The sequence below is a fragment of the Gordonia namibiensis NBRC 108229 genome, assembly GCF_000298235.1.
In the GTDB taxonomy this organism is placed as follows: domain Bacteria; phylum Actinomycetota; class Actinomycetes; order Mycobacteriales; family Mycobacteriaceae; genus Gordonia; species Gordonia namibiensis.
This window is the reverse complement of the sequence record NZ_BAHE01000002.1, coordinates 370553-382821: the sequence shown is the minus strand read 5'-3', so window position 1 is coordinate 382821 and position 12269 is coordinate 370553. Positions and strand designations below refer to the sequence as shown.

10 protein-coding genes are annotated in these 12269 nt (G+C 68.9%); all 10 read left to right on the top strand.

What is annotated here, in order from left to right; genetic code table 11:
- Nucleotides 1–125: 125 nt before the first annotated feature.
- The 10 genes from GONAM_RS01975 to xerD all read left to right on the top strand — a co-directional run bounded on the left by GONAM_RS01975 (nt 126) and on the right by xerD (nt 12225).
- On the top strand, nt 126–2393 hold the full coding sequence (locus tag GONAM_RS01975) for an HAD-IIA family hydrolase (RefSeq protein WP_245548549.1): 2268 nt from the start codon (nt 126–128) through the stop codon (nt 2391–2393).
- An 11-nt stretch (nt 2394–2404) separates the two neighbouring features.
- Nucleotides 2405–2737 (top strand): hypothetical protein, encoded by a 333-nt coding sequence (locus tag GONAM_RS01970; RefSeq protein ID WP_006865098.1) that lies wholly within the window; start codon nt 2405–2407, stop codon nt 2735–2737.
- Nucleotides 2738–2762: 25 nt separating this feature from the next.
- Nucleotides 2763–3623: a TlyA family RNA methyltransferase gene (locus tag GONAM_RS01965; RefSeq protein WP_006865097.1), complete on the top strand. Its 861-nt coding sequence runs from the start codon at nt 2763–2765 to the stop codon at nt 3621–3623.
- Nucleotides 3624–3705: 82 nt separating this feature from the next.
- Entirely contained in the window at nt 3706–4725 is a 1020-nt protein-coding gene (locus GONAM_RS01960; protein WP_006865096.1) for an NAD kinase, read from the top strand.
- A 2-nt stretch (nt 4726–4727) separates the two neighbouring features.
- Nucleotides 4728–6482, top strand: coding sequence for a DNA repair protein RecN (gene recN, locus GONAM_RS01955; protein WP_006865095.1), 1755 nt, complete (start codon nt 4728–4730; stop codon nt 6480–6482).
- Nucleotides 6483–6583: 101 nt separating this feature from the next.
- On the top strand, nt 6584–7771 hold the full coding sequence (gene steA, locus GONAM_RS01950; RefSeq protein WP_006865094.1) for a putative cytokinetic ring protein SteA: 1188 nt from the start codon (nt 6584–6586) through the stop codon (nt 7769–7771).
- A gap of 3 nt (nt 7772–7774) precedes the next feature.
- Nucleotides 7775–8710: a copper transporter gene (locus tag GONAM_RS01945; RefSeq protein WP_006865093.1), complete on the top strand. Its 936-nt coding sequence runs from the start codon at nt 7775–7777 to the stop codon at nt 8708–8710.
- A 164-nt stretch (nt 8711–8874) separates the two neighbouring features.
- Entirely contained in the window at nt 8875–10659 is a 1785-nt protein-coding gene (pyrG, locus tag GONAM_RS01940; protein ID WP_083876356.1) for a CTP synthase, read from the top strand.
- 5 nt (nt 10660–10664) lie between these two features.
- Entirely contained in the window at nt 10665–11285 is a 621-nt protein-coding gene (locus GONAM_RS01935) for an NUDIX domain-containing protein (protein WP_006865091.1), read from the top strand.
- Between the two features lie 22 nt (nt 11286–11307).
- Complete coding sequence (gene xerD, locus GONAM_RS01930; RefSeq protein ID WP_006865090.1) at nt 11308–12225, top strand: site-specific tyrosine recombinase XerD; 918 nt, start codon at nt 11308–11310, stop codon at nt 12223–12225.
- Nucleotides 12226–12269: the final 44 nt, after the last annotated feature.

Below are 12269 nucleotides of genomic sequence, written 5' to 3'. Positions count from 1 at the left end.
TTTCAGAAGGGCCCCGTATTCGATGATTTCTTTCGTCGAATACGGGGCTTTTCTCGTTCGCGCACGTCGTATCGACGTGGCCGGCGATGCTTCCCATCAAGGTTCAAGGGCATAGATTGGCAGCTATGAGTGATCGTGATCGTCCGCGTCGTGACGGACGTGGTGAACGTGATATGCGAGATCAGCGGGAGTCGCGGGGCCAAGGTGGCCCCCGAGGTCAGCGGGGTACCCGCAGCCAGGGCGACTCCAACCGTGGTGATTCGAGTCGGGGCCGTCGCCCGGACCGTCCGGGTCGCGAGCGCGGCGACGGTGGCCGCCGGCAGCAGGGCCCACCGCTGCCCGATGATGTCAATGCGTCGGATCTCGATCCGGAAGTCCGTCGCGATCTCCTGACCCTCGACAAGGCGAATGCCGAGATCGTCGCCAAACACCTGGTGATGGTTTCGCGGCTGCTGCTCGAAGAGCCGGCTCTCGCCCTCGAACATGCCCGAGCCGCACGAGGCCGCGCGTCACGGGTGGGCGTGGTCCGCGAGACCACTGGTATCGCCGCGTACAACGCGGGCGAGTGGCAGGAGTCCGCCACCGAGCTGCGTGCTGCCCGACGCATCACCGGCAACAACGCTCTGCTGCCCCTGATCGCCGACTGTGAGCGCGGGCTCGGGCGTCCGGAACGTGCTGTCGAGATCGCACGTGGCGACGAGGGCCGTACCCTCACCGGTGAGGACGCCACCGAGATGCGGATCGTCGAAGCCGGCGCACGGATCGACCTCGGTGAGCCGGAGAAGGCGGTCGTCACCCTGCAGGCCGAGAACCTCAAGCCGGGCCAGGTGGGAACCGCGCCTGCACGCCTCTACTACGCCTACGCGTCGGCGCTGTACGCATCGGGTCGTCGCGACGATGCCATCACCTGGTTCATGAATGCGGCAGCCGCGGACATCGACGACGTCACCGACGCCGAGTTCCGCCTCACCGAGCTCGCGAATGACGACGCACCCGTCGGAGACGCCGAGCCCGGCGTCGACGGTGTGGATGTTCTCTCCGACAGCGCGGTGTCCGAGGTTCCGCCGACAGCCGAGCAGGCGACGCCGGAGCCCGTCACTGCCAAGCCCACGTCGACAGAATCGATCGTGACCCCGGAGCCGGTGGCTGCACCAGAACCGGTTGCCGAACCCGAACCTGAGCTGGTGACGCCTGAGCCGGTCGCTGCGCCTGAGCCGGTCTCTGCGCCCGAGCCGGTAACGCCCGAGCCCGTTACCGCACCCGAGCCGGTCGCTCCCGAGTCGGTTGCTTCACCGGAGCCCGCCGACACCGACACGATCGACAACCTGGAAGGGACCGCCGACCTGTCGGCGACGTCGAGCTACGTCGCCGAAGGCAGCACCGGGTCGCAGGCACTCGTCGACCGGTACGACGCGCTGCTGCTGGATCTCGACGGGACCGTCTTCGCGGGCCATCAAGCGCTGCCGAACGCGGTCGACACCCTCGACCGGCTCGACATCCCCCGTTTCTTCGTGACCAACAACGCGAGTCGTCGGCCCGCCGATGTCGCGGCACACCTACGTGACCTCGGCTTCGACGCGACCGACGACCTCGTCGTCACCTCTGCGCAGTCGGGGGCGCGGTTGCTGTCCGAGCATCTGCCTCCCGGGTCGCGGGCGCTGGTCATCGGCACCGACGGTCTGGCGCAGGAGGTCCGCGAGGTCGGCATCGGTGTCACGCGGAGCGCCGACGACCGTCCCGCAGCGGTCATCCAGGGCCATTCGACCGAGACCGGCTGGGCGCAGCTCTCGGAGGCCGCTCTAGCGATCCGCGCCGGCGCACTGTGGGTGGCGACGAACGTCGACGCCACTCTGCCGTCTGAACGCGGTCTGCTCGTCGGCAACGGCTCGATGGTCGCCGCATTGCGCAACGCCACCGGCAAGGAGCCGCTCGTCGCGGGCAAGCCCGCCGCCCCGCTGATGGCAGACGCCATCGCCCGTGCGGCGGCGAATTCGCCGCTCGTCGTCGGGGACCGTCTCGACACCGACATCGAGGGCGCACACGCCGTCGGGATCGAGAGTGCACTGGTCCTCACGGGTGTCAGCACGGTCACCGACCTGCTGGCCGCACCTCCGGAGCAGCGGCCCACCTACGTCATCGACGATCTGGCCGGCGTGTTCGACGACATCGACGCGGTCCGCGTGGCCGACCAGCCGGGCTGGACCGTGACCGTGGACGCATCCACCGTGACGGTCTCCGGCTCGGGTGACGAGATCGGTCTCGTCCCTGCTCTCGCTGCTGCCACCTGGGCCGCGATCGACGCGGGCACCGCCGATCCGGAGGAACTGCGGATCCGTGCCGAGGGCACGGCGCGGGAGAAGCTGGCGTCGCTGGGTGTCACCCTCGTCGGCTAGCGTGGTTCACGATGACTTATCCGAGTGACGAGAACAGTCGTTCGGACCTGAGCAGCGGTCCGACACCGAACAGCCTGGCGCCCCGACCCGGTCCGGGCGCCATGCCGCGTCGCCAGTACGACCCGATGGCAGCATTGCACGACGCCCCGTCGTCGGAAGCGGACACCGAGCTCGATCTGCCCGACGTCGAGGCCACGGTCGCGCAGCTTCTCGCGCAGGTCGACGAGCTCCGGGAGTCCGTCGGGGACACCTTCTCGCTGGCTGCGCTCGAGCGCCAGGCGAACCTCCTCGAGCAGGCCCACGACGCGCTCACCGCGGCGCTCGACGCGGTTGACCGCCGATGATCCGACTCCGGATGCGGTACTGACGATGGCGACCAGAGCACGACTCGACGCGGAACTCGTCCGGCGTGGGCTGGCCCGATCCCGCGAGCAGGCGCGCGAACTCGTCGATTCCGGCGTCGTGAAGGTCAACGGAACGGTGGCGGCGAAGGCCGCGACCGGCGTCACCCGGGATACCCCGATCGTCGTGGTGGAGACCCCGAAGGACGACTGGGCGTCGCGTGGCGCCCACAAACTGCTCGGTGCTCTCGAGGCGTTCGAACCCCAAGGGTTGACCCTGGCGGGTCGCCGGTGTCTCGACGCCGGCGCCTCGACCGGCGGCTTCACCGACGTCCTGCTGCGGCGCGACGTCCGGGAGGTCGTCGCCGTGGATGTCGGATACGGACAACTCATCTGGCGCCTGCAGAACGACGATCGCGTACACGTACACGACCGCACCAACGTCCGGCACCTCGAACCGGAGGCAATCGGCGGGCCGGTCGACGTCGTGGTCGCCGACCTGTCGTTCATCTCGTTGGGACTTGTCCTACCGGCGTTCGCACGCTGCGCGGTGCCGGGTGCCGATCTGCTGCCGATGGTCAAGCCGCAGTTCGAGGTGGGAAAGGAGCGCGTCGGCTCGGGCGGCGTCGTGCGCGACCCCGCTCTGCGAGCCGAGGCCGTGCTGGCCGTGGCGACAGAGGCGGCCGCTCTCGGGCTCGAGACCCGCGGCGTGGTGGCCAGTCCGCTGCCGGGCCCGTCGGGCAACGTCGAGTTCTTCCTCTGGCTGCGCAAGGAGCACAGTGGCCGGGCGGGCGAGGAGTCGGGGGAGAGCGATAGGGTCGACCCGTCGGCCTCGACCGACGAGCTCCGCTCGATGATCGAGCGTGCGGTCGCGGAGGGGCCGAGCTGATCGGCCTACCGGCCGGCGCCCGCTCATCCCGTTCTCGCTCGACCACACACGTCCGACCACACTTCTCTGGAGGGAACCACCAGTGACCGACGATTCGGTAGCCGAGTCCGCCGGTGCCCGCGAGTTCTTGGTGGTCGCCCACACCGGACGTGAGAACGTCCTCGAGACGATCGAGGCCATCGCCCGCCACTGCGGTGCCGCCGGTGTCGCGCTACGCGTCGTCGACCACGACACCCTCGACCGGGATGCCCCCGATCACGACGTGATCTACCGCAACCGCGACGATCGGCAGTCGCGACCCGGGAACGTGCCCGTCGATCCCGAGTACCTCCGGTCGCTGGGCGCTGTCGTCGAGGTGACCACCGCCGAGTCCGCATCGGCCGAGGGATGTGAGCTCGTCATCGTCCTCGGTGGTGACGGCACCTTCCTCCGTGCCGCCGAGCTGGCGTGTCCGGCGGGGGTGCCCGTCCTGGGCATCAACCTCGGGCACATCGGTTTCCTGGCGGAGTCGGAGGCGCACAAGGTCGACGAGGTGATGGCTCAGCTCATCGCCCGCGACTACCGCATCGAACCGCGGATGACGCTCGAGATCGACATCGTCGACCCGGCCGACCCCGACCCGCCGACGGCGAGCAGTTGGGCGCTCAACGAGGTCGCGATCCTCAACACCAGCAAGAACGGTGTGCTCGAACTCGTCACCGAGGTCGACGGCCGACCGGTGTCGGCATTCGGCGCCGACGGCGTGCTGGTCGCGACCCCGACCGGGTCGACGGCCTACGCCTTCTCGGCGGGCGGCCCGGTGATGTGGCCCGACCTCGAGGCGATTCTCGTGGTGCCCAACAACGCACACGCGCTGTTCGCGCGGCCCATGGTGACGAGCCCGCGGTCGCGCATCGCGGTGGAAGTGGACAAGAACGGACGCTCGGCGGTGGCGCTGTGCGACGGCCGTCGAGCACTCGACGTGCCGGCCGGCGCCCGCGTCGAGGTCGTACGCAGCGATCGTTCGGTGAACTGGATCCGGATCGACTCCGATCCCTTCGCCGACCGGCTCGTCACCAAGTTCGCCCTCCCGGTCACGGGATGGCGAGGGAGGCAGGCATAGGGGTGCTCGAAGAACTGTCGATCACCGGACTCGGTGTCATCGAGGAGGCGCAGGCGCGTTTCCATCCGGGCTTCACGGTGCTGACCGGCGAGACCGGCGCGGGCAAGACGATGATCGTCACCAGCCTGCATCTGCTGTCGGGTGCGCGTGCCGACGCGACCCGCGTCCGAACCGGTAGTGCCAAGGCGATCGTCGAAGGCCGCTTCCGGCTGGCGAACGCCGAGGGGGTGCAGAAGGATCCGGTGGTCGCCGACATCCTCGACTCCACCGGAGCCGAACTCGACGACGACGACACCGTGATCGCGGTGCGCTCGGTCAGCGCCGACGGACGCTCCCGCGCTCACCTGGGTGGCCGCTCGGTGCCCGTCGGCGTGATGGGTCAACTCACCACCGCGGTCCTGGCCATCCACGGTCAGAACGATCAGCTGCGCCTGTTGCGCCCGGAGCATCAACGTGCAGCTCTCGACACGTTCGGCGGATCGAAGGCTGCGTCCGCGCTCGAGGCCTACCGGAAAGCACGAACAGCGTGGGTCGACATCCTCGACGAACTCGATGCCCGTCGTGCCAACTACCGCGAGCTCGCCCAGGAAGCCGACCGCCTCCGCTTCGGCATCGACGAGATCACCGCGGTCGACCCGCTCCCGGGCGAGGACGAGGAGCTCACCGCGACGATCCGGCGCCTGTCCGACCTCGAGTCGATCCGCGGTGCCGCCGATCAGGCCCACCACATCGTCGCCGGCGACTCGGGATCGTCGGTCATCGAGGGACTGGGTTCAGTGCGCACGCTCCTCGAGGGCGCAGCCGACGACACCCTGCGAGGACTGGTGCCCCGCGTTTCCGAGGCGCTCACCGTCATCACCGACGTCGGTGCCGAACTGACCGCGTTCACCTCGAGCCTCCCGGCGGACGCCGACGAACTCGACAAACTGCTGGCACGCCAGGCCGAACTGAAATCCCTGGTGCGCAAGTACGCGCCCGACGTCGACGGCGTCATCGACTGGCGGCACAAGGCACAGGCCCGGCTCGCCGAGATCGAGGACCCGCGGGCGTCGATCGAGGAACTCGAATCCGCGGCTGCCACGGCGCTGGAGAAGGTCGAGGTCGCCGCGGCCAAACTGCACACGCTGCGCGTCAAGGCGGCGTCGTCGATGGCGGACAAGGTGTCCAAGGAGCTGAAGGGCCTCGCCATGGGCGACTCGGCGCTGGCGGTCTCCGTCAGCCCCGAACCGGCCTCGCCCGAGGATCGGCTCGCGATCACGGTCGACGGGACCCGCGCCCACGCCGGGGCCGACGGCGCCGACAAGGTGGAGTTCGCACTCGTCGCGCACCCCGGGGCCACGCCGCTCCCGATCGCGAAGTCGGCATCGGGCGGCGAGCTGTCGCGCGTGATGCTCGCGCTGGAGGTTGTCCTCGCCGCTCCGACCTCCGGCTCGGTCATGGTGTTCGACGAGGTCGACGCCGGTGTCGGCGGTCGTGCGGCGGTGGAGATCGGCAAGCGCCTTTCGAGGCTGGCCCGAGCCCATCAGGTCATCGTCGTCACGCACCTGCCGCAGGTCGCGGCATTCGCCGACAACCACCTCGTGATCGGCAAGTCCAAGAAGGGCGCGCTGGTCACCAGCAGCGTGCGGACCCTCGACCGCGACGAGCGTGTCGCCGAACTAGCACGCATGCTCGCCGGCCTGGGGGAGTCCGACACCGGACGCGCCCACGCCGAGGAACTGCTCGCGACCGCCGAGGCGGAACGGGCCGCGCACTGACCTCGGACGGGCTGGTGCCCGTGTTGCTTGTGTGACAAAAGTTTCTCGTGTTACGGCGCGCCTCCCGGGCTCCGTCGTGTGTTCGGTCAATCATTGCGGGCATGAAGATGCCTGCACTGCTCGCGCGTAACACCGAAGAACTGCCTGGCGTGACCGGTATCGCCAGGATCGACAAGAACACCAAGCGGCTGCTCAGTCGGGTCGGCCCGGGTGACATCGCCATCCTCGACGAGGTCGACCTCGACCGCGTCACCGCCGACGCCCTCGTCGAGGCCAACGTCGTCGCGGTGGTCAACGCCTCCCGCTCGATCACCGGCCGCTACCCGAACCTCGGTCCGGAGGTGCTCGTCGCCTCCGGCATCGTGCTGCTCGACGATGTGGGCCCGGAGATCTTCAAGCGCGTCAAGGACGGCGCCAAGGTGCGCGTCCACGACGACCGTCTGTTCGTCGGGGAGCGTCGTCTGGCTCTGGGCACCGAACTCGACGAGCGCGACATCGCCGATATCATGATCGGCGCCAAGGCAGGCCTCGTCGATCACCTGGAAGCCTTCTCGGGCAACACGATCGAGTTCATCCGCAGCGAGTCCCCGCTGTTGATCGACGGTGTCGGCGTGCCGGACATCGACGTCGACCTCGCCGGCCGGCACGTCATCATCGTCGGCGAAGGCGCCGACCGTGCCGGAGATCTGCGTGCGCTCAAGCCGTTCATCAAGGAGTACCAGCCGGTGATGGTCGGCGTCGGTACCGGTGCGGACACCCTGACGAAGGCCGGTTACAAGCCCGCGATCATCGTCGGCGATCCGGAGAACATCAAGACCCCGACGCTCAAATCCGGTGCGCAGCTGGTTCTTCCGGCCGACACCGACGGACACGCCGCGGGACTCGAACGCATCCAGGATCTCGGTATCGGTGCGACCACCTTCCCCGCAGCCGGCTCTGCGGAAGACCTCGCCCTGTTGCTGACCGACTACCACGGTGCCGACTTGATCGTCACCGTCGGCTACCCCGGCACGCTCGACGACTTCTTCGACCGTTCGCGCCGTGAGAGCAACCCGTCGATGTTCCTGACCCGACTCAAGGTCGGTCAGAAGCTCGTCGACGCGAAAGCCGTTGCGACGCTGTACCGCAGCCGTGTCTCCGGTGCTGCGATCGCCTGTGTCGTCCTGGCCGCACTGGTCGCGGTGATCGCGGCGCTGCTGCTGTCGAACACCGGCACCGACGTCACCGATTGGATCGTCGCGCAGTGGAATGCGCTGCTCGACTGGGCACGAGAGGTCTGGAACCGATAGGCGATGATTTCGCTACGACAACATGCGATCTCACTGGTCGCGGTATTCCTGGCATTGGCGCTCGGACTGTTCCTCGGCTCGGGGTTCGTCGGCGATCGCGTGAACTCGATGACCGGCACCAGCCGGGACCGCATCGGTGATCTCGAGGAGCAGCGCGACGACCTGAACGCGAAACTGAACGCCGCCAACAGTTTCGATCTGGCGATCGGGCCGCGGCTCATCGCCAACACCTTGCGCGGCCAGTCGGTTCTCGTGGTGACGGCGCCGAATGCGGCAGAGGCCGACGTCGACGCCGTGAAGGAGAACATCTCGGGAGCCGGCGCGCGGTTCGCCGGTCAGATAGCGCTGTCGGAGTCTCTCCTCAGCGACCAGAACGCCGAGCAGCTGCGCACCATCGTCGACCAGACGATCCCGCCGGGAGCGATTCTGCGTGCTGAGCTGACCGACTCGGGCAGCCGGGCGGGTGACCTGCTCGGAACGCTGGTTCTGTCCGGAAAGTCGACCCGCCCCGCGTCGTCGGCTGACCGTCGGACCGGGCTCGCCGCCCTGCGTGACGGCGGGTTCATCGACTACGCCAACAACGCCGTCACGCCCGCCGATCTGATGGTCGTGGTGACGGGTGACGAGTTCGGGCCCGATTCGGGCGCCCAGGGGGCGCTCGTGGCACGCCTGGCCGCCGCGGCATCCGTGCGCGGTGTCGGAGGTGTGCTCGTCGGTCGTACCGGGTCCGCGAACGGCGGCTCGCCGATCGCGGTGGTCCGTGCGGATCCGTCGCTGGCCAACGCCGTGTCCACCGTCGACAACGTCGACCAGCCGACCGGCCTGATCACCACCGTCCTGGCGCTCGCCGCCGAGGGCAAGGGTGCGACCGGGTCCTACGGGACCGGCGCCGGGGCGACTGCGGTCACCGTCGGGGCCGACGGCAAGCCGGCCGCCTGACGCCGCCGAAACCGCCACGAATCGAGCCGATCACGTCCTCGGAGTGAGTACCGCCACGCCGCGTCCGGGTGTGGCGGTACGGCGTGGCGGCCCAGTGGTGTTACCCTGGAGTCCCGTAGGTAATCAGGGCATCCGCTCCGATTCGGCCGACGGGAGACACGCTTTTGCGACCTTTGCGACACGTTCACGACACCAAGCACATTTTCGTCACTGGTGGCGTCGCTTCTTCACTGGGTAAGGGCCTCACGGCCTCGAGCCTGGGTCAACTTCTCACCTCTCGGGGCCTGCGGGTCACGATGCAGAAGCTCGATCCCTATCTGAATGTCGATCCCGGCACGATGAATCCGTTCCAGCACGGTGAAGTCTTCGTGACCGAGGACGGCGCCGAGACCGACCTCGATGTCGGGCATTACGAGCGCTTCCTGGACCGCAACCTCTCGCAGTCGGCGAATGTGACCACGGGACAGGTGTATTCGACGGTCATCGCCAAGGAGCGACGCGGCGAGTACCTCGGTGAGACCGTGCAGGTCATCCCGCACATCACCGACGAACTCAAGGCCCGCGTGCTGGCGATGGGCGAGCCCGACGCCGACGGCGAGGTCCCGGACGTCGTCATCACCGAGATCGGTGGCACGGTCGGCGACATCGAGTCGCTGCCGTTCATCGAGGCCGCGCGCCAGGTGCGCCACGAGGTGGGCCGCGACAACGTCTTCTTCCTCCACGTCTCGCTGGTGCCGTACCTGGCGCCGTCGGGCGAGCTGAAGACCAAGCCGACCCAGCATTCGGTCGCCGCGCTGCGCAACGTCGGTATCCAGCCCGACGCGCTGATCCTGCGGTGCGACCGCGACGTGCCCGAGGGGCTCAAGAAGAAGATCGCGCTGATGTGCGACGTCGAGCTCGACGGCGTGATCTCCACCCCCGACGCACCGTCGATCTACGACATCCCCAAGGTGCTGCACAACGAGCACCTCGACGCCTACGTCGTCCGCAAGCTCGGACTGCCGTTCCGCGACGTCGACTGGACGGTCTGGGGCGAGCTGCTCCACCGCGTCCACGAGCCGCGCGAGACGGTGCGCGTCGCCCTGGTCGGCAAGTACGTCGACCTGCCCGACGCCTACCTGTCGGTCACCGAGGCCATCCGCGCCGGCGGTTTCGCCTGGAAGGCGCGCACCGAGATCAAGTGGGTGCCGTCGGATGACTGCGACACCCCGGCGGGGGCGCAGGCCGCCCTCGGCGACGTCGACGCGATCCTGATCCCCGGCGGCTTCGGCATCCGCGGCATCGAGGGCAAGGTCGGGGCCATCTCGTACGCCCGCCGCCGCGGCATCCCGCTGCTCGGTCTGTGTCTGGGCCTGCAGTGCGTGGTCATCGAGGCCGCCCGCTCGGTGGGTCTCGACGAGGCCAGCTCGACGGAATTCGATCCCGACACCCCGCATCCGGTCATCTCGACCATGGCCGACCAGGCGGACGCGGTCGCCGGCGAGGCGGACCTGGGCGGCACGATGCGCCTCGGCGCCTACGACGCCGTCCTGAAGGCGGGTTCGGTCGTGGCCGAGTCGTACGGCTCCCGTGAGGTGTCCGAGCGTCATCGTCACCGCTTCGAGGTGAACAACGCCTACCGCGACAAGATCGCCGATTCAGGTCTGGTGTTCTCGGGCACCTCGCCCGACGGTCACCTCGTCGAATTCGTCGAGTACCCGAAGTCGGTGCACCCGTTCTTCGTCGCCACCCAGGCGCACCCGGAGCTCAAGAGCCGGCCGACGCGCCCGCATCCGCTGTTCCGCTCGTTCATCGAAGCAGCACTGAAATACAAGGCGGCCGAACGGCTCCCGGTGGATCTCGGTGACGACTACGAGTCGAACGACGCGCCGGCCGACACCGTCGCGGCGGTCAACGACGTCACCGTCGAACCGGTTGCCGGAATCGACCAGACCGGCGCCGAGGGCTGACCGGGTTGGGCGGCCACGAGTTCGACGTCAAGAGCACTCGCACCGTCTACGACGGGGCGATCATCACGCTGCGCGTCGACGAGGTCGCCATGCCCGGCGGTCGCGTCGCGGAGCGGGAGGTCGTCGAGCATTTCGGTGCGGTGGCGATCCTCGCCCGCGACGAGAACGGCCGCATCGCCATGGTGCGGCAGTACCGCCACCCGATCGGTCGGCGCCTTCTGGAGTTGCCCGCCGGTCTGCTCGACCAGGACGGTGAGGCGCCGCTGACGGCGGCGCAGCGCGAACTGGCCGAGGAGGCCGACCTGGCCGCCGACACCTGGCACGTCCTGGTCGACCTGGCGTCGTCCCCGGGATTCTCCGACGAGGCGCTGAGGCTGTACCTCGCCGAGGACCTCCATCACCTCGACGAGGCGGAGCGCGTCGACGAAGAAGCCGACATGACGGTTGAGTGGCTGTCCCTCGACGACGCGGTCGCGATGGTGCTGTCCGGGGAGATCGTGAACGCCACGAGCGTCGCGGGCATCCTGGCCGCCTCGGCGGCGGACCGGACGGGAATCGCGCTGCGGGACGTCGACGCGCCGTGGACCGACGAACCGACCGCGCTGCGCGATCGCCGGCGCTCGTGAGCTCGGCAGTCGTGGGTCGCCTGTGACGATCGCCGCCGACATCTCGCGCTTCCTCGACCATCTCACCGTCGAGCGGGGTGCGGCGGCCAACACCGTCTCGTCGTATCGCCGGGACCTCGAGCGGTACCGGCGGTACCTCGAATCGCGCGACATCGAGTCGATCGACGCCGTCACCGAGGAGGACGTCCGCGAGTTCCTCGTCGACCTGCGACGCGGCGACCCGGACGCCGGGCACACTCCGCTCGCGGACAGCTCGGTCGCGCGAACCCTGGTCGCCACCAGGCGTTTCCACAAATTCGCGGTGGAGGAGGGGATCGTCGCGACCGACGTCGCGCATGCGGTCCGTCCGCCTCGTCCGGCGCGGCGTCTACCCAAGTCGCTGCCGGTCGAGGAGGTGCTGGCGATTCTCGAAGCTGCCGGCGCCGAAGATCATCCCCGCGCTCTCCGCGACCGTGCCCTGCTGGAGTTCCTCTACAGCTGCGGGGCCCGCATCACCGAGGCAACCTCACTCGACATCGACGACCTCGACCTCGACACCCGGGCCGTGCGTCTGAGAGGCAAAGGTGGCAAGGAACGTCTCGTCCCGCTCGGCGGGCCGGCGATCGACGCCATCGACGCCTACCTGGTCCGCGGTCGTCCCGCGTTGGTGTCACGGGCGACCCCGGCACTGTTCCTCAACGCCCGGGGCGGACGCCTCTCGCGGCAGTCGGCGTGGCAGGTGCTGGTCACCGCCGCCGAACGGGCCGGGTTGGACAAGGCCGTCTCCCCGCACACCCTGCGGCACAGCTTCGCGACGCATCTGCTCGACGGCGGCGCCGACGTCCGCGTCGTCCAGGAGCTTCTCGGGCATGCGTCGGTGACCACCACGCAGGTCTACACACTCGTGACGGTGAACACGATGCGTGAGGTCTATGCCGTCGCACATCCGCGTGCCCGCTGACCGCGCGCCGACCGCGGGAGAACGTCCGCGATGTCCTAGGCTGA

Bases quoted from the DNA above. Each gene is read 5' to 3' on its own strand.
- GONAM_RS01975 (WP_245548549.1), top strand. From the start codon at position 126: ATGAGTGATCGTGATCGTCCGCGTCGTGACGGACGTGGTGAACGTGAT.
- GONAM_RS01970 (WP_006865098.1), top strand. From the start codon at position 2,405: ATGACTTATCCGAGTGACGAGAACAGTCGTTCGGACCTGAGCAGCGGT.
- GONAM_RS01965 (WP_006865097.1), top strand. From the start codon at position 2,763: ATGGCGACCAGAGCACGACTCGACGCGGAACTCGTCCGGCGTGGGCTG.
- steA (WP_006865094.1), top strand. From the start codon at position 6,584: ATGAAGATGCCTGCACTGCTCGCGCGTAACACCGAAGAACTGCCTGGC.
- GONAM_RS01945 (WP_006865093.1), top strand. From the start codon at position 7,775: ATGATTTCGCTACGACAACATGCGATCTCACTGGTCGCGGTATTCCTG.